Annotated in this window: 21 protein-coding genes; 5 read left to right on the forward strand and 16 right to left on the reverse strand. The window is 72.5% G+C overall.

The window, feature by feature from the left end; translation table 11 throughout:
- Position 1: 1 nt before the first annotated feature.
- A complete protein-coding gene (gene gatA, locus N542_RS0120215; RefSeq protein WP_231482797.1) occupies positions 2-1,519 on the reverse strand; it encodes an Asp-tRNA(Asn)/Glu-tRNA(Gln) amidotransferase subunit GatA in 1,518 nt (505 codons plus the stop codon).
- Positions 1,516-1,815, reverse strand: coding sequence for an Asp-tRNA(Asn)/Glu-tRNA(Gln) amidotransferase subunit GatC (gene gatC / locus N542_RS0120220; RefSeq protein WP_028645477.1), 300 nt, complete (start codon positions 1,813-1,815; stop codon positions 1,516-1,518). Before gatC ends, gatA begins: the two co-directional genes overlap by 4 nt.
- An 84-nt stretch (positions 1,816-1,899) precedes the next feature.
- On the opposite strand from gatC, the gene N542_RS0120225 reads away from it, so the two are divergent.
- Together N542_RS0120225 and N542_RS0120230 are read left to right on the forward strand one after the other, a co-directional pair.
- On the forward strand, positions 1,900-2,418 hold the full coding sequence (locus N542_RS0120225) for a SigE family RNA polymerase sigma factor (RefSeq protein WP_028645478.1): 519 nt from the start codon (positions 1,900-1,902) through the stop codon (positions 2,416-2,418).
- Complete coding sequence (locus N542_RS0120230) at positions 2,411-3,562, forward strand: WD40 repeat domain-containing protein (RefSeq protein WP_028645479.1); 1,152 nt, start codon at positions 2,411-2,413, stop codon at positions 3,560-3,562. The genes N542_RS0120225 and N542_RS0120230 overlap by 8 nt, the downstream gene beginning before the upstream one ends.
- 24 nt (positions 3,563-3,586) lie before the next feature.
- On the opposite strand, the gene N542_RS0120235 is transcribed toward N542_RS0120230, so the two are convergent.
- Both N542_RS0120235 and ligA read right to left on the reverse strand, forming a co-directional pair.
- Complete coding sequence (locus N542_RS0120235) at positions 3,587-4,012, reverse strand: hypothetical protein (protein WP_155993251.1); 426 nt, start codon at positions 4,010-4,012, stop codon at positions 3,587-3,589.
- 69 nt (positions 4,013-4,081) lie between these two features.
- Positions 4,082-6,169: an NAD-dependent DNA ligase LigA gene (gene ligA / locus N542_RS0120240; RefSeq protein ID WP_036509038.1), complete on the reverse strand. Its 2,088-nt coding sequence runs from the start codon at positions 6,167-6,169 to the stop codon at positions 4,082-4,084.
- A gap of 181 nt (positions 6,170-6,350) precedes the next feature.
- On the opposite strand from ligA, the gene N542_RS0120245 reads away from it, so the two are divergent.
- Together N542_RS0120245 and N542_RS0120250 are read left to right on the forward strand one after the other, a co-directional pair.
- Positions 6,351-6,965, forward strand: a complete 615-nt coding sequence (locus N542_RS0120245) for a TetR/AcrR family transcriptional regulator (RefSeq protein WP_028645482.1) — start codon at positions 6,351-6,353, stop codon at positions 6,963-6,965.
- Positions 6,965-8,572: an MFS transporter gene (locus N542_RS0120250; protein ID WP_028645483.1), complete on the forward strand. Its 1,608-nt coding sequence runs from the start codon at positions 6,965-6,967 to the stop codon at positions 8,570-8,572. The genes N542_RS0120245 and N542_RS0120250 overlap by 1 nt, the downstream gene beginning before the upstream one ends.
- Positions 8,573-8,653: 81 nt before the next feature.
- Here the strand turns inward: N542_RS0120250 and N542_RS0120255 are convergent, their stop codons facing one another.
- From N542_RS0120255 to N542_RS0120310, 12 genes are all read right to left on the reverse strand, one after another.
- Complete coding sequence (locus N542_RS0120255) at positions 8,654-9,646, reverse strand: methionine synthase (RefSeq protein WP_028645484.1); 993 nt, start codon at positions 9,644-9,646, stop codon at positions 8,654-8,656.
- Positions 9,643-10,749, reverse strand: coding sequence for a tRNA 2-thiouridine(34) synthase MnmA (mnmA, locus tag N542_RS0120260; protein ID WP_028645485.1), 1,107 nt, complete (start codon positions 10,747-10,749; stop codon positions 9,643-9,645). Before mnmA ends, N542_RS0120255 begins: the two co-directional genes overlap by 4 nt.
- A complete protein-coding gene (locus N542_RS0120265) occupies positions 10,746-11,927 on the reverse strand; it encodes a cysteine desulfurase family protein (protein WP_028645486.1) in 1,182 nt (393 codons plus the stop codon). Before N542_RS0120265 ends, mnmA begins: the two co-directional genes overlap by 4 nt.
- Before the next feature lie 22 nt (positions 11,928-11,949).
- Complete coding sequence (locus tag N542_RS0120270; RefSeq protein WP_028645487.1) at positions 11,950-12,414, reverse strand: SRPBCC family protein; 465 nt, start codon at positions 12,412-12,414, stop codon at positions 11,950-11,952.
- 97 nt (positions 12,415-12,511) lie between these two features.
- The gene (locus N542_RS25865) at positions 12,512-13,474 is read right to left on the reverse strand and encodes an endonuclease/exonuclease/phosphatase family protein (RefSeq protein WP_155993253.1); all 963 of its coding nucleotides are present in this window, start codon (positions 13,472-13,474) and stop codon (positions 12,512-12,514) included.
- Between the two features lie 30 nt (positions 13,475-13,504).
- On the reverse strand, positions 13,505-14,620 hold the full coding sequence (gene proB, locus N542_RS0120280; RefSeq protein WP_028645488.1) for a glutamate 5-kinase: 1,116 nt from the start codon (positions 14,618-14,620) through the stop codon (positions 13,505-13,507).
- Complete coding sequence (obgE, locus tag N542_RS0120285; RefSeq protein ID WP_028645489.1) at positions 14,617-16,152, reverse strand: GTPase ObgE; 1,536 nt, start codon at positions 16,150-16,152, stop codon at positions 14,617-14,619. The genes proB and obgE overlap by 4 nt, the downstream gene beginning before the upstream one ends.
- A gap of 120 nt (positions 16,153-16,272) precedes the next feature.
- On the reverse strand, positions 16,273-16,527 hold the full coding sequence (rpmA, locus tag N542_RS0120290; RefSeq protein ID WP_028645490.1) for a 50S ribosomal protein L27: 255 nt from the start codon (positions 16,525-16,527) through the stop codon (positions 16,273-16,275).
- A gap of 43 nt (positions 16,528-16,570) precedes the next feature.
- Entirely contained in the window at positions 16,571-16,879 is a 309-nt protein-coding gene (gene rplU, locus N542_RS0120295) for a 50S ribosomal protein L21 (RefSeq protein ID WP_028645491.1), read from the reverse strand.
- Positions 16,880-17,045: 166 nt separating this feature from the next.
- Positions 17,046-20,156 carry an Rne/Rng family ribonuclease gene (locus tag N542_RS25870; protein ID WP_051552152.1) on the reverse strand — a complete coding sequence of 1,037 codons (3,111 nt, stop codon included), beginning with the start codon at positions 20,154-20,156 and terminating at the stop codon, positions 17,046-17,048.
- Between the two features lie 339 nt (positions 20,157-20,495).
- Positions 20,496-21,212, reverse strand: a complete 717-nt coding sequence (locus N542_RS0120305) for a TIGR03936 family radical SAM-associated protein (RefSeq protein WP_028645492.1) — start codon at positions 21,210-21,212, stop codon at positions 20,496-20,498.
- Positions 21,213-21,221: 9 nt separating this feature from the next.
- Positions 21,222-22,403 (reverse strand): winged helix DNA-binding domain-containing protein, encoded by a 1,182-nt coding sequence (locus tag N542_RS0120310; RefSeq protein WP_028645493.1) that lies wholly within the window; start codon positions 22,401-22,403, stop codon positions 21,222-21,224.
- Positions 22,404-22,455: 52 nt separating this feature from the next.
- On the opposite strand from N542_RS0120310, the gene N542_RS0120315 reads away from it, so the two are divergent.
- Positions 22,456-23,640, forward strand: coding sequence for an MFS transporter (locus N542_RS0120315; protein WP_231482784.1), 1,185 nt, complete (start codon positions 22,456-22,458; stop codon positions 23,638-23,640).
- Positions 23,641-23,643: the final 3 nt, after the last annotated feature.

The raw sequence follows: 23,643 nt of genomic DNA on the forward strand, positions 1-23,643 counted from the left end.
GTCATGCACCTTCCAGGGCGGGAGCCTTGTCGAGCAGGGGTCCGCCCCACTGGGCGAGCAGCGCGGCCTCGAGGGCGGCGCCGACGCGGTAGCAGCGGTCGTCGGCGAGCGCCGGCGCCAGTATCTGGAAGCCGGCCGGCAGGCCGTCCTCCTCGGCCAGGCCGCTCGGCACCGAGATGCCGGGCACGCCCGCGAGGTTGGCGGGGATGGTCGCGAGGTCGTTGAGGTACATCGCGATCGGATCGTCGAGCTTCTCCCCCAGCTTGAACGCCGTGGTCGGCGCCGTCGGGGAGACCAGCACGTCGGCCTTCTCGAAGGCGGCCTCGAAGTCGCGCGAGATCAGCGTGCGCACCTTCTGGGCCTGGCCGTAGAAGGCGTCGTAGTAGCCGCTGGACAGGGCGTAGGTGCCGAGGATGATCCGGCGCTTCACCTCGTCGCCGAAGCCGGCGTCCCGCGACGCGCGCATCACCTCCTCGGCGCTGGCGTCGGGCTTGCCCTCGGGCCAGACCCGCAGGCCGTAGCGCATCGCGTCGAACTTCGCGAGGTTGCTCGATGCCTCCGCCGGCAGGATCAGGTAGTACGCCGCCATCGCGTGCACGAAGTTGGGGCACGAGACCTCGACGACCTCGGCGCCCGCCTTCACGAGCAGGTCGACCGACTCCTGGAAGCGGTCCATCACGCCCGGCTGCCAGCCGTCGCCCGAGAGCTCGGTGATCACGCCGACGCGGACGCCGCTCAGGTCCCCGGTCGCGCCCAGGCGTGCCGCCGCGACGAGGTCGGGCAGCGGCTGGTCGATGCTGGTGGAGTCCTTGGGGTCGTGGCCGCCGATCACCTCGTGCAGCAGCGCCGAGTCGAGGACCGTGCGGGTCACCGGGCCGGCCTGGTCGAGGGAGTTGGCGAGCGCGACGAGCCCGTAGCGCGAGACCCCGCCGTACGTCGGCTTGACGCCGACCGTGCCGGTCACGGCTCCGGGCTGGCGGATCGAGCCGCCGGTGTCGGTGCCGATCGCGAGCGGCGCCTCGAAGGCGGCCACCGCGGCCGCCGAGCCACCGCCCGAGCCGCCGGGGATCCGCTCCAGGTCCCAGGGGTTGTGGGTGGGTCCGTACGCCGAGTGCTCGGTCGAGGACCCCATCGCGAACTCGTCCATGTTGGTCTTGCCGAGGATCGGCAGGCCGGCCGCGCGCAGCCTCGCGACGACGGTCGCGTCGTACGGCGGGATCCAGCCCTCGAGGATCTTCGACCCGCAGGTCGTCGGCAGGCCCTCGGTCGCGAGCACGTCCTTGACCGCGATCGGCACGCCGTCGAGCGCGGACAGCAGCGCGCCGGCCGCGCGGCGGGCGTCCGACTCGGCCGCCTGCGCGAGCGCGCCCTCGGCGTCGACGTGCAGGAAGGCGTGGACGACGCCGTCGACGGCCGCGATCCGGTCGAGGTGGAGCTGGGTCAGCTCGACCGAGGTGGTCTCACCGGCGGCGAGCGCGTCGGCCAGCTCGGCCGCGGTCCTCTGGATGAGGCTCATCAGGCCTCCTCGCCCAGGATGCGCGGCACGGAGAAGCGCTGCTCGTCGACTGCCGGGGCTCCGGAGAGCGCCTGCTCGGGCGTCAGGCTCGGGGTCACGACGTCCTCGCGGAAGACGTTGGTGAGCGGGAGTGCGTGGGACGTCGGCGGGATGTCGTCACCGGCGACGCCGCTGATCGAGGCGACCGACTCGAGGATCACCGACAGCTGCGGGGCGAGATGGTCGAGCTCGGCGTCGGAGAGATCGATCCGGGCGAGGTTCGCCAGGTGGGCGACCTCGTCGCGCGTGATTTCGGGCATGGGGTCAATCCTAGGAGAGATGGGCCCGACCCAACCGATCGGGCCGATGCGGCATCTTGTCGGGTGACCGCTCGAGGAGGATCGATGGCGAGAACACTGACGGACGAGGAGTTCGCCGAGTTCGTGCATGCCGTCTGGCCGGCGCTCTACCGCACCGCCTACCTGATGCTGGGCGAGCACCAGCTCGCCGAGGACCTGGTGCAGACGTCGCTGGCCAAGACCTACGCCTCGTGGCGCAAGGTCAAGGAGCCCGCCGCCGCACCGGCGTACGCCCGCGTGGTCCTCGCCAACACCGCGGCCTCGTGGTTCCGGCGGCGCTCCTGGCGCAACGAGCACCCGACCGAGGTGCTCCCCGACGCCGGGCGCGACCTCGACCCCAGCACCCGGCCCGCGGTGGAGACGGCCCTGGCGACCCTCGCTCCCAGGCAGCGGGCGGTCGTGGTGCTCCGCTACTACGACGACCTCAGCGTCCGCGAGGTCGCCCACGCCCTCGGCATCTCCGAGGGCACCGTGAAGAGCCAGACCTCCGACGCCCTCGCGCGGATGCGAGCCCTCCTGGGCGACGACGTCGTCCCCTCGACCGAGGGAGCACACCATGACTGAACGACTCTCGAGCCTGCTGCACGACGAGGCGACGGCGCTGGCCGTGCCACCTCCGGCGGCCGATCGCGTCCTGGCGCAGGGACGGGCGCTCCAGCGGCGGCGCCGTACGACGCTCGCTGTCGCGTTCGCCGCCGTCGTCGTGCTCGTCGCCGGGGTCACGGTCGGCGCGGTCGTCGGCGACCGCAGCGACGACCAGCTCCAGCCGGCCGGGCCCGCGGACCAGAAGGCGTACGTGGAGAAGGGCGCCTGGGCGACCGGCGACGAGGTGCACATCGGCAACCACGTCGTCACGGTGCCGCACGTGGGCCTGCTGTCCTACACGTCCGTGGGGGTGCTCGTCTGGTCGCCGAGGTTCACGAAGAAGCCGGCCCCCGACAACATCCGCAGCGTCACCATCCTGGTGACCCCCGACGGCAAGACCCACCCGATCGACCACCCGGGGATCACCAGGCTGGGCGCGGCTCCGGCCAGCGACCCCACCTCGCCGTACATCGCGTACACCCGCCAGTCAGCCGGCTCGAAGGCCTCGGAGCTCGTCGTGATCAACCTCCTCACCGGTCGGGAGCAGGTGGTCAGCACCCCCGCCGCGCAGCGGGACGAATACCGCATCGGCCAGGCCGCCCTCGACGGTGACGTGGTGATCTACACGGGCACCGAGGACGAACGGGTCCAGGTCGACTGGCGCACCGGTCGGCAGCTGCCGCTCAACGACAGCCACGGCATGATCATCGCGCGGGGCGGCTATCAGCAGGGCCGCGGACTCGCCAGCTACATGGGCGAGGGTCGGTGGGAGGTGTGGTCGGCTGTCGACGACGAGCTGCTGCTCAGCGTCACGGTCCGGTCGGCGGCGTACGACGTCGGCGCCTCCCTGTCGCCGAACGGGAAGTACCTCGCGGTCCCCAACGGCAGGAAGGGGATCCGGGTCTACAGGGTGGACACCGGCGACTTCGTCCTGCTCGGCGGCGACCGCGACGTCAGCGAGTACGGCTGGACCCCGGACGGTCACCTGGTCGGCAAGAAGTACCTGCAGCAGCGGTCCGAGGTCGAGACCTGCGACCCCGACACCGGGAAGTGCACCGGCACCGGCATCGAGGTCACCCCGCAGGTGCGGCTGGTGCAGGGCGCCCAGGGCCTGCCCGTCTAGGGCAGGCCCGGGCACCCGCCGGGATCAGCAGCGACCGATCTTCGTCACCTTGACCGGGCCGCCGTCACCCATCTGACCCTGGAACTGTCCGGCGCCCAGGGTGTAGCCGGCGTTGCGCGGGAAGACGACCTTGCCGGTCTTCGAGGTCTTGCCCTTGGCGATCAGCGGCGAGTGCCACTCCGAGCGCGTCTTCGATCCCTTGGTGACCATGAGGGCGGCACCGATCTCGGCCTTGTTGCCGTTGACCAGGCGGGTGTAGATCACGAAGGCCTTGCCCTTGCGGATCGACACCTTGCACGCCTGGTGCTTGGCGCCCTCCCACTTCGCGATGGTGGTCCAGGACTTGCCGGCGCGCGCAGGCGCGGCGTCGGCCGAGGTCACGGCGACGGTGGGGACGGAGACGAGGGCGGCGGTCAGGGCGGTAGCGGCGAGGCGCTTGATGGTGGTCACCGTCACAAGGTTTCACGACGATGAGCGTCCGGAGGGCAAACGGTCAAACTCCCACCCCTAGGGGTGGTGTCAACCATTTGCAGCCGGCGGACCGTCCGCCAGCAGCGCCTTGAAGGCGGCCTCGTCGAGGATCGGTACGCCGAGCTGCTCGGCCTTCTCGGCCTTCGACCCAGCGTTGTCGCCGATCACGACGTAGTCGGTCTTCTTCGACACCGAGCCCGCGGCCTTGCCGCCGCGGATGAGGATCGCCTCCTTGGCGGAGTCGCGGCTGAAGTCGACCAATGAGCCGGTCACCACGACCGTGAGTCCCTCGAGCGTGCGCGGGGTCGACTCGTCGCGCTCGTCGGCCATCCGCACCCCCGCCGCCGTCCACTTCTCGACGATGGTCACGTGCCAGGGGATCTCGAACCAGGCGATCACGGCCTCCGCGATCGTCGGCCCCACCCCCTCGGCCGCGGCCAGCTGCTCCTCCGTGGCCGCGCGGATCGCGGCCATCGACCCGAACTCCTGGGCCAGGGCACGCGCGGCGCTCGGGCCGACGTGCCGGATCGACAGCGCCACCAGGACCCGCCACAGCGGCACGTCCTTGCGGTCGCCGAGGTTGTCGAGCAGCCGCTGGCCGTTGGCGGAGAGCTGGGGGCCCTCCTCGTCCTTCTTCGGCGCCCGGGTGAAGAGCGGAGCCCGCAGCAGCTGCTCGGCGGTGAGGTCGAAGACGTCACCCTCGTTGGCGACGACCCCGGCGTCGAGCAGCGCCGTCGCGGCCTCGTAGCCCAGCCCCTCGATGTCGAACGCGCTGCGACCGGCGACGAAGTAGACCCGCTCGCGGACCTGACCGGGGCAGAGCTCGTGGTTGGGGCAGCGCCGGTCCTTGTCGCCCTCCTTCTGCTCCACCAGGGGGGTCCCGCACGAGGGGCACTCGGTGGGCGGCACCCACTCCGCGAGGCCCTCCGGGCGCAGCGCGAGGACCGGTCCGAGGATCTCGGGGATCACGTCGCCGGCCTTGCGCAGGATCACGGTGTCGCCGGGGCGCACGTCCTTGCGCACCACCTCGTGGAAGTTGTGCAGCGTGGCGTTCTCGACCGTCGAGCCGGCGACCAGCGTCGGGACCATGACGCCGTACGGCGTGACCCGGCCGGTGCGTCCGACGTTGACCCGGATCTCGAGGAGCTCGGTGTTGACCTCCTCGGGCGGGTACTTGAAGGCGATCGCCCATCGGGGCGCCCGGCTGGTGGAGCCCAGGCGGCGCTGCAGCGAGACGTCGTCGACCTTCACCACGACGCCGTCGATCTCGTAGGGCACGATCGTGTGGCGGTGCTCGCCGGCGTGCTCGATGTAGGCCTCGACGTCCTTGAGCGTCGGGACGACCTTGACCTTGTCGCTGACCGGCAGCCCCCACGCCTGGAGCGCGTCGTAGGCGTGCGACTGCGCCGTCGGCTCGAACCCCCGGCGCTCGCCGATGCCGTGGCAGACCATGCCGAGCGCGCGGCTGGCGGTGACCCGCGGGTCCTTCTGCCGCAGCGACCCGGCGGCAGAGTTGCGCGGGTTGGCGAACGGCGCCCGGCCCGCCTCGAGCAACGACTCGTTGAGCCGCTCGAACGCCTCGACGGGCAGGAACACCTCGCCGCGCACCTCGATCAGGTCCGGCACCGGGAACTCGTCGGTCCCGGTGAGCCGGTCGGGCACCGACGCGATCGTGCGGACGTTGGGCGTGACGTCCTCCCCCGTGCTGCCGTCGCCGCGGGTCAGCGCCCGCTTGAGCCGACCGCCCTCGTAGAGCAGGTTGATGGCGAGGCCGTCGACCTTGAGCTCGCACAGCAGGGCCGGCTGCTCGACGCCGTCGCGCGCGAGACGGGCGTACCAGGACTCGATCTCGTCGTACGAGAAGGCGTTGTCGAGGCTCTCCATGCGGCGCAGGTGGTCCACCGCGGTGAACTCGGTGGAGACGGCACCGCCGACCTTCTGCGTCGGCGAGTCCGGCGTACGCAGCTCGGGGAACTCCGCCTCGAGCTCCTCGAGCCGGCGCATCCGCCGGTCGAAGTCGGCGTCGTCGAGGGTCGGGTCGTCCAGCACGTAGTAGCGCCAGCGGGCGTCCTCGATCTCCTCCGCGATCCGTCGGTGCTCGACCTGCGGCTCGGACGGGGTGCTCATGGCGTCCATTCTGCCGGTCGGCACCGACGGTCGGCACCCGCCCCGACGGGCCCTCGCCGGGGCGCTGAAAAAAGTCTGAGAAATATTCGCTGGAGCGGAATGAACCGGGCGGTCTAGCCTGTTGGGGATGAAACGAAACCGTTTCGTTTCATCCAGGTTAACGAAGAATGAACACCCGAGGACCCCACCGATGACCCCCACGAACGAGCGCCCCCGCATCGAGGGCGAGCGCGAGCAGGAGATCCTCGAGGCGACCCTCCAGGTCCTCGCCGACGTGGGCTACGACCGACTCACCATGGACGCGGTCGCCGCCAAGGCGAAGGCGTCCAAGGCCACGCTGTACCGACGGTGGACCAACAAGGTCAGCCTGGTGATCGAGGCGCTCCAGCACACGAAGAGTGCCCGCGACCTCCCCGACACGGGCTCCCTGCGCGGCGACCTGCAACAGGTCTTCTGCGGCGTCGGGGGCTTGGTCGACCCGACCGCCGTCGCGATGTTCGCCAGCGTGCTGACCGCGATCACCCGTGACGCCGACTTCGCCGCGGCCTTCCGCCGCGACGTGATCGCGCCCAAGATCGCCGTCTCCCGCCAGCTCTGGGAGCGCGCCCGCGACCGGGGCGAGCTCCGCGACGACATCGATGTCGACCTCCTCGAACCGGCCCTGGCCGGGATCGTCCTGCACCGCGTCTTCGTGATGGGCGAGATCCCCGGGCCCGACCTGATCACCCGTGTGATCGACCAGATCATCTTGCCGGCCGCCACCCGCGACCCGGCCACACTCCAGACGACCCAGAAGGAAGACTGATGACTGAAGTCGCCAGTGTCGAGAGCACCGATGCTCCCGGCAAGAAGCTCAACCTGACGTGGGCACTCGTGCTCATCTCGATGGCGCAGCTGATGGTGGTGCTCGACGCCTCCATCGCCAACATCGCGCTGCCCTACATCGGCGAAGACCTGAACATCAGCAGCGCCAACCTGACGTGGATCGTCACGGGCTACGCCCTGTCCTTCGGCGGCCTGCTGCTGCTCGGCGGACGCCTGGGTGACCTGTACGGCCGCCGGAAGGTCTTCATGATCGGCCTGTCGGTCTTCGCGATCGCCTCGCTGCTCGGTGGTCTCGCCCAGAGCGAGGGCCTGCTGCTCGCGTCCCGCGGCCTGCAGGGGCTGGGCGCGGCGCTCGCCTCGCCCGCCGCCCTGGCCCTGATCACCACCACCTTCCCGGCCGGCCCCGCGCGCAACCGCGCCTTCGCGGTGTACGCCGCGATGTCCGGCGCCGGCGCGGCGGTGGGCCTGATCCTCGGTGGCTGGCTGACCGGCACCAACAGCTTCCTCGGGCTCGTCGACATCGACGGGTGGCGGATGACGTTCCTCATCAACGTCCCGATCGGCCTGATCGCCGCGGCGCTCGCCCCGCGCTTCCTCAACGAGTCCGAGTCGCACCCCGGCCAGCTCGACGTCCCCGGCGCCATCACCGGCACGCTGGGCCTGCTCGGCCTGGTCTACGGCTTCAGCCGCGCCGGCCAGGCCGCGCACGGCTGGGACGACCCGTGGACGATCGCGTCCCTCGCGGCCGGCGTCGTGCTGCTCGCGGCGTTCGCGTTCATCGAGTCTCGTGTGAAGCACCCGCTCCTGCCGGTCCGGGTCTTCGCCAACCGCACCCGGGCGACCAGCTTCCTGGTGATGATGGTCGTCCCGGCGGCGATGTTCTCGATGTTCTACTTCCTGAGCCTCTTCATCCAGCTGGTGATGGGCTACAGCCCGCTGCACGCCGGCTTCGCGTTCTTGCCGTTCTCCTTCGGCATCGTGATCGGCGCGGCAGTCTCGTCGAACCTGGTGAACCGGATCGATGCCCGCTTCATCGCCGGTACCGGCACCCTGATGGCCGCGGCCGCCCTGGTGGGCTTCTCGCAGCTGTCCGTGCCGGACTCGGCGAGCGGCGTGCTCGAGGCGATGCAGGGCGGCGCCCTGGGCGACAGCGTGAACTACTGGACGGAGATCTTCCCGTTCATCGTGCTGATGTCGATCGGCATGGGCGCGGTGTTCGTGCCGCTCACCCTCACCGCGGTGCACCACCTGCGCTCCGAGGACTCCGGCATCGGCTCCGGCGTGCTCAACACGATGCAGCAGGTCGGCGGTGCCCTGGGGCTCGCGATCTTGAGCACCGTCGCGCTGAGCGCGGCCAGCGACAAGAAGTCGGAGCTGGCCGGTGCCTTCACCCAGCAGGGCCTCCCGACGGAGCAGGTCGGCCAGCTGGCCTACCTCGGCTCGTTCACCGACGGCGCCACCGCGGCCTTCCTGGTCGGCGCGGCGCTGATCTCCATCGGCTCCCTGGCGACGTGGCTCTTCCTCAACGTCAAGCACCAGGAGCTCGCCACCGACGGCCCGGAGGACGTGCCGGTCCACGTCGGCTGACCGCACGGGTCGGCGCCGGATCGCAGTCGGGTCGGCGTCAGGTCGCACCTCAGGGTGCAATCTGGCGCCGACTCGGCGATTTCAGGACAGGTTGGCGGCGGCGGCCCTCAGCAGGGCGAGCGACGAGCGCGCCCACGCCGGCGAGGCTCCGGCCAGCCCGCAGGTCGGGCTCAGCACCAGCCGCTCCCCCACCTCGGTGGGGTCGAGCCCGAGCATGTCGAGCCAGCGCAGCACCCGCTCGGTGAGCTCGGTCTCCGTCGGCGCCGTCGCGGGGTCGAGGGTGGGTACGACGCCGAGCGCCACCGTGTCCCCGGCCTCGAGCGCCTCACCGAGCGCGTCGTGGTCGGCGGCCGTCATCAGCCCCAGGTCGACCGCCAGACCGCGCGCGCCCGACGTGCGCAGCAGCGCCAGCGGGGTCCCCGCCGCGCACGTGTGCACCCACGGCTCCGCCCCGGACCCGGTGACGGCGTCGAGCACCCAGGCCAGCGCCTCGGACGCCTCGGGCGGGTGCACCATCCGGTGCCGGCCGAAGCCGGAGGCGGTCGGCACCTTCGCGCCGAGCACGGCTGCGAGCGCCGGCTCGTCGACCTGCACGACGAGGCGGTCGACGCCCGGCAGGCGGCGGCGTACGTCGGCGACGTGGGTCCGCAGCCCCTCGGCCAGCGCCTGCGCCAGCTCGCGCCGGGCACCGAAGTCGCTGAGCACCTTGTCGCCACGGGGCTTCTCGACCGTCGCGGCGAGGGTCCACGGGCCGGCGACCTGGATCTTGAAGGCCCCGGTGTCGCCGGCGGTGAGGTCCTCGAGGGTGTCGAGGTCCTGGCCGAGCAGGCTGCGCGCGCGTCGGTGGTCGACCCCCGGCGCGTCGGTGAGCCGCCAGCCGGCCGGCTGCAGGTCCGCGCCGAGGTCGGCCATCACGGCCAGCGCCCGCCCGGTCATGGTCGCGGTCGCGCCGCGACCGGGGACCTCCGGTAGGTGCGGCAGGTCGGGCAGCTGGTCGAGGACGAGCCGGACCGCGTCGTCGTACGCCGCCTGGTCCTCCCCGGGCATCGACCCGATGCCGGTGGCGATCGTCATGCGCTCACTCTCTCCGCGACCGCGATGGTCGCGGAGCCGACCACCCGGCTGCCGTCGTAGAGGACCGCGGCCTGGCCGGGGGCGATGCCGTACGCCGGGTCGAGCAGCTCGATGTCGACACCGTCGTCGGTCACCGCGACGACGGCTCGGTGCTCGTCGCCGTGCGCACGCAGCTGGACCGTGACGCCGGGACCCTCGAGCCGGTCGGGCACGGAGCCGCACCAGCGCGGGCGGATGCCGCGGATCCGGGCGACCGCGAGCCGCTCACGGGGCCCGACCGTGACGGCGCCCGAGACCGGCTCGATGTCGAGCACGAAGCGCGGCTTGCCGTCCGGGGCGGGACGTCCGATCCGCAGGCCCTTGCGCTGGCCGATGGTGAAGCCGACCGTGCCGTCGTGCCGGCCCAGCACCTCGCCGCTCGCCTCGTCGAGGATCTCGCCGCCGTGGTTGGGCGCCCGGTCGCCGAGCTTCTCGCGCAGCCACCCCGCGTTGTCGCCGTCGGCGACGAAGCAGATGTCGTGACTGTCGGGCTTGTCGGCGACCAGCAGGCCGCGCTCGGCCGCCTCGCGGCGCACGTCGGGCTTCGTCGAGTCGCCGAGCGGGAAGAGCGAGTGCGCCAGCTGCTGCTGGTCGAGCACCCCCAGCACGTAGGACTGGTCCTTGCCGTGGTCGATCGCGCGGTGCATCTCGATCAGCCCGTCACCGCCGGTGCGCAGCTGCGCGTAGTGCCCGGTCGCGACCGCGTCGAAGCCGAGCGCGAGCGCCCGGTCGAGCACCGCCTCGAACTTGATCTTCTCGTTGCAGCGCAGGCAGGGGTTGGGCGTGCGGCCGGCGGCGTACTCGTCCATGAAGTCGACGACCACGTCCTGGTGGAAGCGCTCGGAGAGGTCCCAGACGTAGAACGGGATGCCGATCACGTCCGCGGCACGGCGAGCGTCGTTGGCGTCCTCGATCGTGCAGCAGCCGCGGGCACCGGAGCGGTACGACGCCGGGTTGCGCGAGAGCGCCAGGTGGATGCCCGTGACGTCGTGGCCGGCCTCGACCGCACGCGCCGCGGCGACGGCGGAGTCGACGCCGCCGGACATGGCAGCGATGACCCTCATCTGTGGACGGCCCTGGCCCGTTCGACCACGGGGGCGATCGCCTCGACGACCGCGTCGACGTCCGCCCGGGTCGAGGTGTGCCCGAGCGAGAAGCGCAGCGAGTGTCGCGCCGCCTCGTGGTCGCGACCCATCGCGAGCAGCACGTGCGAGGGCTGCGGGACCCCGGCCGAGCAGGCGGAGCCGGTCGAGCACTCGATGCCGCGGGCGTCGAGCAGCATCAGCAGCGAGTCGCCCTCGCACCCGGGGAAGCCCAGGTGGGCGTTGCCGGGCAGCCGCTCGCCGCCGTCGAGGGAGGCCCCGTGCAGGTGGGCGTCGGGGACCTGCTCGATGATCCGGCGCACCAGGTCGTCGCGCAGCCCCGAGACCCGGGCGGCGTGCTCGGCCTGCTGCTTGACCGCCAGCTCGACGGCCGCGGCGAAGCCGGCGATCGCGGGCGGGTCGATGGTGCCGCTGCGGATGTCGCGCTCCTGACCGCCACCGTGCACGAGCGGGGTGACCTCCAGCTCACGGCGTACGACGAGCGCGCCCACCCCGAAGGGACCGCCGACCTTGTGCCCGCTCAGGGTCAGTGCGTCGACGCCGGAGCGGGCGAACGCCACCGGCACCGAGCCGACCGCCTGCACGGCGTCGGTGTGCACCGGGATCCCGTGCTCGGCGGCGATCGCGACGACCTCGTCGATCGGCTGCAGCGTGCCGACCTCGTTGTTGGCCCACATCACGGAGATCAGCGCGACCGAGCCGGGGTCGCGCTCGACCGCTGCTCGCAGCGCGTCGACGTCGAGCCGGCCGTGGGTGTCGACGGCGAGCGGCCAGATCGCAGCGCCCTCCGTCTCCTCGAGCCAGTGCAGCGGGTCGAGCACGGCGTGGTGCTCGACCGCCGTGGCGAGGATGCGGGTGCGACGCGGGTCGGCGGCGCGCCGCGACCAGTAGACGCCCTTGAGCGCCAGGTTGTCGGCCTCGGTGCCGCCGGAGGTGAAGACGACCTCGCCCGGTCGGCAGTCCAGGGCCTGGGCGATCGTCTCCCGAGCCTCCTCGACGACGCGCCGGGCGTGGCGCCCCGACGCGTGCAGGGAGCTCGGGTTGCCGACCTCGAGCAGGTGCGCGACCATCGCGTCGACCGCCGCCGGGACCATCGGAGTGGTCGCAGCGTGGTCGAGGTAGACGGTCCGGGCGCTCATGGCAACGACCAGCGTACGGCTGTCAACCCGAGACCGCCGAGGCGAGGTTGCCCAGCGAGTCCTCCAGTGCCGACACCGGGACCAGCGGGAAGCCGATCTGGGCGAGCAGCGCCCGGTCGGTGACCTTGCCCCAGTCGTAGGTCAGCGTGACCGCCGTGGCCTCGGACCCCTCGGGCGTCAGCTCCCAGACCCACTCCCATCCGGGCGGCTCGGTGCCGGCCGGAGCGGTCTGCCAGGCGAGCAGGTGGTTCTTGTCGTAGCCGGTGACCGTGTTGTCCGTCTGGTAGTCACCCCCCATGTGGGGCCCGGACATGTTCATCCGGAAGACCTGCCCGGTGCCGGTGATGCGGTCGGACCTCTCGTCGCTGAGGACGAAGCCGGATCCGTCGAGCTCGGCGTGGCGCTCCGGGTTCGACAGGACGTCGAACAGGGCCTGCGAGGAGGCGTCGATGGTGCGCTGGACGGAGATGCTCGTGTCGGTGGTCATGCCTCCACCGTTGCTCGCGACCTCGGCGAACTCAAGGTCCCGGACGGACGACGCCCCGCGCCGGACGTGGCGAGCGGCCCCCGTGTCGCGCTGAAGGTCACTTCATCGCGACGGTCGCCACCACCCCACGGTGGTCGCTGCCGGGCACGGCGACGGTGCCCTGGTCGAGCGCCGCCAGCCGGTCGCCGACCAGGACGTGGTCGATCTGCGCGAGCGGCATGCCCGCGACGTCGAAGACCCCCCGCGTCGGCCAGGTCGGCTGCCATCCCTGGTTGGCCAGCTCCCCCGCGTCGCGGTAGCCGGCGTCCGCCAGCGCGCGCATCGGGGCGTGGTCGACGGTCGCGTTGAAGTCGCCGACCACGAGGTCGGGCTCGAGCTCGGCCACCGTGCGGGCCACGACCGCCTGGTCGTCGTACCACCCGTCGGCGTCCGTGGGCGGGCGCGGATGGACGGCGGCCACCCTCAGGTCGCCCATCGAGAAGGTCCACCCGCCGAAGTACGTCGGCAGCGACGTCGCGTCAGAGAGCTGGACCCGCGAGAAGGCCATCGTCCCCGAGGCGCCGACGCCCGGAGCGCCGGCGCGGTAGGGCAGCAGGTCGCCGAGCCCGGCCCGGTCCATGTCCGCGAGGACCGCGAGGGTCACCTCCTGGACCACGAGCAGGTCGACGTGGGCCTCGGACGCCTCGCGGACGACCTCGATCCCGTCCGCGCTGCCGACGAGCAGGTTGGCGCTCATCACCACGATCTCGGCGGCGCCGTCCTCGGGCGGCGGGCTGGCGCCGGTCAGCTGCGGGGCGAACCACCAGGCGTGCAGGACCAGCCCGGCCACGGCGAGCAGGGCGACCGGCAGCGCCGCGGTCCGCCACCGGCGCCGCAGCAGGATCCGCGCCGCCACCAGCACCAGCGCGACGGCGTACAGCGCGAGCCCGAGGGGGGTGAAGGCCTCCACCTTGATCCAGAAGCCACCGCGGGGCTCGACCAGCCGGGTGAAGGTCAGCAGAAGGGCCGGGACGAGGCAGACGGCGACGACCGACCAGAAGACCACCACCCGCGCACGCACGAGCCGCAACCTACCGGTCCGGGTGCTGCCTCAGAGCAGCACGAGGTCGTCGCGGTGCACGACCTCGCGCTCGTAGCCCGCGCCGAGCTCGCGCTTCAGGTCGCTGGAGGTGCGGCCGAGCAGCTGGGGCAGCTCCTCGGCGTCGAAGTTCACCAGGCCACGGGCGACCGGGGTGCCGTCGGGGTCCACGATGTCGACCGGCTCCCCGGCGTGGAACGTGCCCTCGACCGCGGTGATCCCCGCCGCGAGCAGCGACGCGCGACGCTCGACCACGGCGCGCACGGCGCCGGGGTCGAGCACGAGGCTGCCCTTGGGCTCGGTCGCGTGCGCCAGCCACAGCAGTCGCGTGGGCCGCCGGCGGCCGGTGGTGTGGAACAGGGTGCCGACCGGGTCGCCGGCCAGGGCCGCGCCGGCGTTGTCGGCGGAGGTCAGCACGACCGGGATGCCGGCACCGGTCGCGATCCGGGCCGCGTCGACCTTGGTCTGCATGCCGCCGGTGCCCAGGCCGGCGGCCCCGGTCCGGCCGATGCGTACGTCGCCGAGGTCGTCGACCGACCGCACGTCGGTGAGCATCGAGCTGGCCGGATCGCTCGGGTCGGCGTCGTACAGCCCGTCGACGTCGCTGAGCAGCACCAGCAGGTCGGCGTGCACCAGGTGGGCGACGAGGGCGGCCAGCCGGTCGTTGTCGCCGAACCGGATCTCGCTGGTCGCGACGGTGTCGTTCTCGTTGACGATCGGCAGCACGCCGTACTCGAGGAGCTTGGCGAAGGTCTGGTAGGCGTTGCGGTAGTGGGAGCGCCGGGTGACGTCGTCCACCGTCAGCAGCACCTGGCCCGCGATCACGCCGTGCCGGGCGAGCTCCTCGGTGTAGCGGTGCACCAGCAGGCCCTGGCCGACCGAGGCGGCCGCCTGCTGCGCGGGGAGCGCCTTCGGCCGCTTCTTCAGCCCCAGCGGCGCGAGCCCGGCAGCGATCGCGCCCGAGGACACCAGCACCACCTCCGCACCGCCGGTGCGGAGCTTGGCCAGCACGTCGACGAGGTCACGCATCCGCGCCGGGTCGATGCCGCCGGCGGCGGACGTCAAGGAGGAGGACCCGACCTTGACGACGATCCGCTTCGCCCCGGTCACCTCGGCGCGGGCGGTCACTTCCCGGGGTCGTTCTCGGCCCAGTCGGGGTCCTCGGCGCTGCCGATCTCGTACGACTTGGGGCCGTACGTCTCGGGCTTGTCCAGGCGACGGGCGACGTCGGCGCGGGTCTCGCCCTCGGCCCGCTCGGGCAGGGCCTCGTGGATCGCCCGGCGGCGGTGCGCGGCGGGACGGTCGTCGTCGAAGCGCTGGTCCTCGCCACGGCGGCTGAGGATCTCGACGCCCGCGTCGATGCCGGGCTTGAAGTCGAAGACGACGGCGTTGTCGGGGTGGCCGATGAGCACGGCGTCGCCCTCCTCGGCACCCAGCTTGAGCAGCTGGGTCTCGACGCCGAGCCGGTTGAGCCGGTCGGCGAGGAAGCCGACGGCCTCGTCGTTGCTGAAGTCGGTCTGCCGGATCCAGCGCTCGGGCTTCTCGCCCCGCACCCGCCAGCCGTCCGGCGTCGAGGTGATCGCAAACTCCTCCTTGCCGTCGGCCGACGGCGGGCGCAGCACGATGCGGGTCGCCTCGACGGACGGCTTGGCCGCCCGCGCCGACTCGACGATGGAGGCCATCGCGAAGATCAGCTCGCGCATGCCCTCCCCCGACGCGGCCGAGACCTCGAAGACGTCGAGGCCGCGCTCGCGCAGCTCGTCGACCACGAAGCCGGCGATGTCGCGGCCGTCGGGGACGTCGATCTTGTTCAGCGCCACCAGGCGGGGCCGGTCCTCGAGCCCGCCGTACCGGCTGAGCTCGTTCTCGATGATGTCGAGGTCGTCCACCGGGTTGCGGCCCGGCTCGATGCTCGCGGCGTCGATGACGTGCACCAGCGCGGCGCAGCGCTCGATGTGGCGCAGGAAGTCGTGACCCAGGCCGCGGCCGTCGCTCGCGCCCTCGATCAGGCCGGGGACGTCGGCGACCGTGAAGGTCGTGTCGCCCGCGGTCACCACACCCAGGTTGGGCACCAGGGTGGTGAACGGGTAGTCGGCGATCTTGGGCCGGGCCCGCGAGATCGCGGCGATGACGCTGGACTTGCCGGCGCTCGGGAAGCCGACCAGACCGATGTCGGCGACGACCTTGAGCTCCAGGACGATCTCGAGCTCGTCGCCGGGCTCGCCCAGCAGCGCGAACCCGGGGGCCTTGCGCTTGGAGGAGGCGAGGGCGGCGTTGCCGAGCCCGCCGCGGCCGCCCTGGGCGACCACGAGCTCGGTGCCCGGGCCGACGAGGTCGGCCAGGACGTTGCCCTGCGGGTCGGTCACCAGGGTGCCGTCGGGGACGGGGAGCACCAGGTCGGCGCCGTGGCCGCCGTTCTTGTGGTCACCGGCTCCGTGGCCACCGGACTCGGCGCTGCGCTTGGGGCTGTGGTGGTAGTCGATCAGGGTGGTGACGTCCTGGTCGACACGGAGGATCACGGAGCCGCCGGGGCCGCCGTTGCCTCCGTCGGGGCCGCCGAGCGGCTTGAACTTCTCACGGTGGACCGAGGCCACGCCGTGCCCGCCGCGGCCGGCGCTGATATGCAGCGACACCCGGTCGACGAAGGTGGGGACAGCCATGGTTCTCAACTTTCGGTGGGTGAGGAGGTCGCTGGACAACCGACTCGGAAAACAAAGAAGGGCGGCCCCGGAGTTCAGGGACGCCCTTCGAAGGTGAAGCGAATGTGGGTGAGCGTCAGGTCACTCGCCCGGGACGATGTTGACGACGCGGCGACCGCGACGCGTGCCGAACTCGACGGCACCGCCGACGAGCGCGAACAGGGTGTCGTCGCCGCCGCGGCCGACACCGGCGCCCGGGTGGAAGTGGGTGCCACGCTGGCGCACGATGATCTCGCCCGCGTTGACCAGCTGACCGCCGTACCGCTTGACGCCGAGGCGCTGGGAGTTTGAGTCGCGGCCGTTCTTGGTGGACGCCGCGCCCTTCTTGTGTGCCATGTCGTGTCCTTCAGTGAGTGCCTGGAGACCTCGAGCCCGGAGCTCAGAGGGAGATGTCGGTGACCTTGACCTGGGTGTACTTCTGGCGGTGACCCTGGCGCTTCTTGTAGCCGGTCTTGTTCTTGTACTTCTGGATGATGATCTTCGGGCCCTTGGTGGCGCCGAGGATCTCGACGGTCACCGACGCCTTGTCGAGCGCCTTCGCGTCCGAGGTGACGGTCTCACCGTCGACGACGAGGACCACGGGGAGGTTCACCGAGTCGCCGGCCGCCGTGGCGACCTTGTCGATCTCGATGACGTCGCCGACGGCAACCTTCTGCTGCTTGGCGCCTGCGCGCACGATCGCGTACACCGCGGTCTCCTTCATCGTTCTTCGGGCTGTTCAGGAACGTCTGGGTCTGGGGCGCAACGCTCGGCGCCGCACAGAGACAGTGCGCACGAAATGCGCACCGAGGTTCAATAGTACGGATCCGGGCGACGTACGGCAAAACTGCGGCCCGTCGCCCGGACCCGGTGGCTCAGCGCTTGCGTGAGCCCTTCTTCTTGATCGGGACGTGCTCGACGTGCGGCTGGTCGCCGTCGGCGTGCTCGTCGTCGTTGCTGGAGTCGTCACCGGTCGCGTCGACCGGCTCCTGGGGCGCCACCTCGACCGGCGGGCCGGCGGGCCGGGAGGCCGCCCGGCCACGGGTGCGGGTGATGACCTTCGGGGGCTCCGGCGGGGCGGGGGGCGCCTCGACGGCGGGCTCCTCGACCACGGGCGCCTCGACCACAGGCTCCGCGACGGGCTCGGCGACCACGACCGGAGCCGGCTCGGCGGCCGCGCGCGGTGCGCTGCGACGACGACTGCGGGTCGTCACCTTCGGCGCGGCCGGCTCGGCTGCGGGGGTCTCGACGGGCTCGACCACCGAGGCGGGCTCGACCACCGGGGCGGTGTCGACGGGCTCGACCACCGGGGCGGTCTCGACGGGCTCGACCACCGAGGCGGTCTCGACGGGCTCGACCACCGGAGCGGTCTCGTCCACGAGGGCCTCGGCCGATTCGGCCTCGGGCCGGGCCATCGCGGCGACGTCCTTGGGCGACGGCGGCTTGACGCCACCACCGGTGTCGCCGCCACCGTTGCCGCCGCCGGAGGCGTTGTCGTCCTGCCCGCGGCCACGGCCGCGGCCACGACGGCCACCACCACTGCCACTGCCGCCGCCACTGCCACCGCCGCCACGACGGGGCTCATCGTCCGACTGCCGGGGCTCGACCGGGGTGTCCTGGATCACCAGTCCGCGGCCCTGGCAGTGCGAGCAGTTCTCGCTGAAGGCCTCGACCAGGCCGGTGCCGATCCGCTTGCGCGTCATCTGCACCAGGCCGAGCGACGTGACCTCGGCGACCTGGTGGCGGGTGCGGTCGCGGCCCAGGCACTCGACGAGGCGCCGGAGCACCAGGTCGCGGTTGGACTCCAGGACCATGTCGATGAAGTCGACGACGATGATGCCGCCGATGTCGCGCAGCCGGAGCTGGCGCACGATCTCCTCGGCCGCCTCGAGGTTGTTCTTGGTGACGGTCTCCTCGAGGTTGCCCCCGGAGCCGGTGAACTTGCCGGTGTTGACGTCGACGACCGTCATCGCCTCGGTGCGGTCGATGACGAGCGAGCCGCCCGAGGGCAGCCAGACCTTGCGGTCCAGACCCTTGGCGATCTGCTCCTCGATGCGGTACTCCGCGAAGACGTCGGCCTTGCCGCCCCGGCCGTTGGCGCCGGGCTCGTAGCGCTCGAGGCGGCTCTCGAGGTCCGGAGCGACGTGCTGGACGTAGCCCTGCACGGTGTCCCAGGCGTCGTCGCCCTGGATGACGAGCTTGGAGAAGTCCTCGGTGAAGAGGTCGCGGACGACCTTGAGGGTCAGGTCGGGCTCGCCGTACAGCAGCTGCGGGGCCTGGCCCTTGACGTGCGCCTCGATGTCCTCCCAGCGCGCCTTGAGCCGCTCGACGTCGCGGGTGAGCTCGTCCTCGCTGGCACCCTCCGCCGCGGTCCGCACGATGACGCCGGCGGTGTCCGGGACGATCTCCTTGAGCAGCGTCTTGAGACGATTGCGCTCGGTGTCGGGCAGCTTGCGCGAGATGCCGCTCGTGGTGCCGTCGGGCACGTAGACCAGGAAGCGGCCGGCCAGGCTGATCTGGCTGGTCAGGCGGGCGCCCTTGTGGCCGACCGGGTCCTTCGAGACCTGCACCAGGATGGACTGTCCGGAGGACAGGACCGACTCGATCTTGCGGGGCTGGCCGTCCTTGTGGCCGAGCGCCGACCAGTTGACCTCGCCGGCGTACAGGACCGCGTTGCGGCCCTTGCCGATGTCGATGAACGCGGCCTCCATGGAGGGCAGCACGTTCTGCACGCGACCGACGTAGACGTTGCCGATGAGCGACGTCTGCGAGGCGCGGGCGACGTAGTGCTCGACCAGGACCTTGTCCTCGAGGACGCCGATCTGGGTCAGCTCGTCGCGCTGCCGCACGACCATGACCCGGTCGACGGCCTCGCGACGGGCCAGGAACTCGGCCTCGCTGACGATCGGGGCGCGGCGGCGACCGGCCTCGCGGCCCTCGCGGCGACGCTGCTTCTTGGCCTCGAGACGCGTGGAGCCCTGGATCGAGGTGATCTCGTCCTCGGCGGAGCGCTGGCGGCGGACCCGGGTGACGGTGTTCTCCGGGTCGTCACCGCCCTCTCCACCGCCGTCCTCGCCGGTCCGGCGGCGACGACGTCGACGGCGCGACGACGGGCTGTCGCCACCGTCCTCGCCACCGGGAGCGGACCGGTCGCTGGAGCCCTCGGCGGACTCGTCGCTGGAGCCGCTGGAGTCGCTGGAGTCGTCGGAGTCCTCCGAGTCACCGTCGCCCGTAGCGTCGCCGGGCTTGCGGCGACGGCGACCGCCGCGGCGGCGCCGGCGGCGGGCGGGGCCGGAGCCGTCGCCCGACTCGTCGCCGTCGGCGGACTCGTCGGTCTCGTCGTCGACGTCGCTGGTCTCGTCCTCGTCCTCGTCCACCGGAGGGGCGGCCTTGGCGCCCTGGCGACCGCCCGAGCGCGACGCGGACCGCTTCCTCGGGGTGCGCGGGGCCTGCTCGGCGGCGTCCTCCTCGGACGGCGCGGCGGGGGCCTCGACGTCGGCGGGCGCCTCGGCAGCGGCGGCCTCGGCGGCGCGCTCGGCGGCGGTCTTGCGCGGGCGACGGGCCGCGGTCTTCTTGGTCGGCTCGGGAGCCTGGAAGAGCAGCGCCGTCGGGGAGGCCTCGGCGGGGGTCTCGACCGGAGCCTCGGCCGGGGTCTCGGGGGTCACCTCGTCCGCGGCCGGGGCCGGGGCGGCCTTCTTGGCGGCCCTCTTGGCGGGTGCGCGCTTGGCGGCCTTCTTGGCCGGCGCCGCCTCGACGCCCAGGTCGAGCTGGGCCTCGCCGGGCTCGGCCTCGGCCGTCTTCGCCGCAGCGGTCTTCTTGGCCGCCGTCTTCTTCGCGGCCGGCGCCTTCTTGGCGGCGGCCTTCTTGGCCGGCGCCTTCTTGGCGGCCGCCTTCACGGCGCTCGCCTTCTTGGCCGGCTTGTCGGCCGCGGGGTCGGCCCCCGCGGCGGTGGTGTCGTCTGCTCCGGGCTGGAGGTCGTCGGCCATCTGGTCACTCCTAGCGCCTGGCGCCTCGCGCCGGGCGGTCCGACGTTGCTCACCCGAGCACTCAGGGTGACCAACGCAAAGCCTTCGGGTGGCGGCGACACCCTCCGCAGGTGCGTCACCCGGGAGCACCGTCCGGCGCCTGCCGCGGTCGCTGGTCCGGGTCCGGTAGGACCACTCGGTTGGTCGCTGTCACCGACCCGCCGGCCGCGTCGCGGTCTGGCGACGATCGAGCCTCAAGGTGTGCCGGGCCACAGGGGGACCGGCCGAGAACGTCGTCGGATCACACCGAACTGTCCGGTGCAACCACGCCGAGTATCGCACATGACCCCGCGGGAGCCGTCAACCTCGCACGACGAGCGGGTCGCCGATCTCCCCGGTGGCCTCGTCGAGAGGTCCCTGCGCGAGGCGGGTCAGCAGCGGCGAACCCGTGGAGACGAGGCCCGTGAGGGCGCCGAGCCCGCTGAGCACGTCGTCGGGTCGCACGGCCGGCACGGCGTGTCGCAGCACGAGGTCGAACCGGGTGCCCGCGCCGTACGCCGCCGCCGACATCGAGATCACCGCGGCCCGGCAGTCGAACTCGCGCAGGCCCTTCTTGGTCATCCGCTCGACGGTGACGGTCTCGGCGGCCAAGAAGGCCGCGACCGCCGCGACGCCCGCGTCGGGGTCGGTCGCCAGGTCCACGAGCCAGTGGCTGCCGGTGAGCAGGTCGGACAGGGAGCCGCCCGCCGACTCGACGACCTCGAGCACGTCGAGCCCGTCGGGCAGGGACTCCTCGAGCTGCGCCCGGATGACGGCGGGGTCGACGACCTGGGCCAGGCCGATCTCGAGGTACTCGGCCTCGCTCGCGGCCCCGGTCGGGGACGCGCCGGCGTACGAGATGCGCGGGTGCGGGTTGAAGCCGGAGGAGTACGCCATGGGCAGGCGGGCGCGGAAGATCGCGCGCTCGAAGGCCCGGCTGAAGTCGCGGTGGCTGGTGAACCGGAGCCTCCCGCGCTTGGCGTAGCGGATCCGGAGCCGCTGGACGGGTGGGGCTTGTTGCTCGGGCTGCTCACGCACCGGTCAAGGCTACGGGGCGAGGGCGCTCTTCATCGCAATCGACGGGTAGACGGTGCTCACGCGGTGACCGGCCAGCCAGTCGGTGAGGCGCGCGGCCTCGCCCGCCAGCGCGGCGCGCGCCTCGGAGCCGACGTCCTCCAGCACGTTGAGCGCGACGACGCCGTCGGGGTCCTGCACCCAGCAGCCGACGATCCGGCCGTCCCACCAGGCCGTCGTGCCGGCGTTGCCGTTGGTGTCGAAGAGCGCCGGTGCGTGCGGGCCGAGGTAGAAGTCGCGCAGCTTCCATCCCATCACCGTCGGGTCGAGCACCGGGAGCAGCGCCGCCCACGGCTCGACGGTGGGCACGGGCTCGCAGTCGTCGGCGAGGAGCCAGCCGGTCGCTCCGCCGTCGAGCGCCACCTCGACGGCGGCGACGTCGGCCAGGGCGGCGCGCACGGCGCCCTTGGTCGCGCCCAGCCACCAGACGATGTCGGCCTCGGTGCCGGGGCCGAAGGTGACCAGCCAGCGGCGGACCAGCTCGGCGTACCCCTCGCGCTCCCCGGCCGGCTCGGGCACCTCCCCCAACCACGTCTGCATGGCGGTCCACTGCGGCCGCGCGGTGCGCCAGTGACCGCCGTTGCGGCCGCGCACGATCCTCGCCTCGACGCCGAGCTGGGTCAGGACCCGCGGCGCGATCGGCACGTTGACGCCGTACGACTTGCCGGGTGAGAGATCGAGCCGGCCGGCGAGCTCGGGGATCTCCTCGCGCAGCTGCTGGGCGGAGCGCTCGACACCGCCGGCGAGGTGCGCGAGCGTCGCGGCCTCGGCGGGCTCGACCCAGGCGGCGCCGTCCGTGGCCAGCCCGGCCGCCTCGACGTCCTTGGCCAGCCGCGCGCGATGGGCGGCGGCGACCCGGGCCGACGCACTCCCCCAGGCCGCCGGCAGCAGGTCGCGCGGGAAGACGAAGAGCGTGCGGCGCATCGCGAGCTGCTTGACCAGCGTGCGGTCGTCGTACAGCGCCCGGTCGACGTCCGCGACCGTCACCCCGTCGACGCGGGCCCAGACCGAGAGGTAGACCGACGGCGCCTCGGTGGCGTGCAGGACGGTCATCGCCCGGGTCGCCGCCTCGGGGTCGGCGGCCCGGTGTGCGGGGGCCAGCGCGTGGCGGCGGGCGAGTCTTCGGCGTCTCTCGTCGTCGTCCACCTGCCGCATTCGTCCCATCCTGCCGGAGACCGCCGACCGTGGTGCTGAGAGCATCGGGCGAGTGACTGCACCTCGCCGTACGTCGATCCTCGTGCTGGTCGGCCTGATCGCCCTCTCCTTCAACCTCCGCCCCGCCGCCGTCAGCATCGGCCCGGTGCTCGCCGAGGTCCGCTCGGCGTTCGGGATGTCACCGGCCACCGTCGGCCTGCTGACGTCGCTGCCGGTGATCGCCTTCGCGATCTTCGGGGCCCTGGCCCCGGCCGCAGCCCGTCGGATCGGCATCCACCGGGTCACCGCGCTCGCGACGCTGGCCGCCGTGGCCGGGCTGCTCGGCCGGGCGGTCACCCACAGCGAGGCGCTCTTCCTGGCGCTCTCCCTGCTGGCGCTGGTCGGCATGGCGATGGCCAACGTGCTGCTGCCGTCCCTGGTGAAGCTGCACTTCCCGGACCGGATCGGTCAGGTCACCGCGATCTACACGACCGCGCTGTCGATCGGCCTGACCGCGGCGCTCGTCTTCACGGTCCCGATCTCCGACGCGCTCGGCGGCTGGCGCTACGGGCTCGGCGCGTGGGCGGGGCTGGCCGTGCTCGCCGCGATCCCGTGGGTGCCGCTCGCCGCGAAGGACCGCCACCTCGAGCGCACGCCACGCTCGATCACCTTCCGCGACGTCGCCCGCACCCGTCTGGGCGTGGCGATGGCGCTCTTCTTCGGGCTCCAGTCGCTGCAGGCGTACGCCATCTTCGGGTGGGTCGCCCAGCTCTGGCGCGACAGCGGCTACTCGGCCACGGTCGCCGGGGTGCTGGCCGGGCTGCTCGCCGGCACCGCGATCCCGCTGTCGCTGTGGCTGCCCAACGTGCTCGCCCGCAGCCCCGACCCGCGCTGGGTGATGTTCGCGGTGATCGCGTGCTACCCGATCGGCTACGTCGGACTGATGATCGCGCCGTACCGGCTCGCGCCGCTGTGGGCCGTCATCATCGGCATCGCGACCGTGACCTTCCCGCTCATCCTGACCCTCATCGGGCTGCGAGCCCGCACGCCCGAGGGCACCGCCGCGCTCTCGGCCTTCACCCAGTCGACCGGCTACCTGATCGCCGCCGCGGGACCCTTCACGATCGGGGTGCTGCACTCCGCGACCGGCGGGTGGACCGTCCCGTTGGCCGTGCTCCTCGTCCTGTCGCTGCCCCTCTTCGCGCTGGCGGCGTACGTCGCGAAGGTGGTGTACGTCGAGGACCAGATGCGGGCCTGACCG

It is taken from the genome of Nocardioides sp. URHA0020, assembly GCF_000620705.1.
In the GTDB taxonomy this organism is placed as follows: domain Bacteria; phylum Actinomycetota; class Actinomycetes; order Propionibacteriales; family Nocardioidaceae; genus Nocardioides.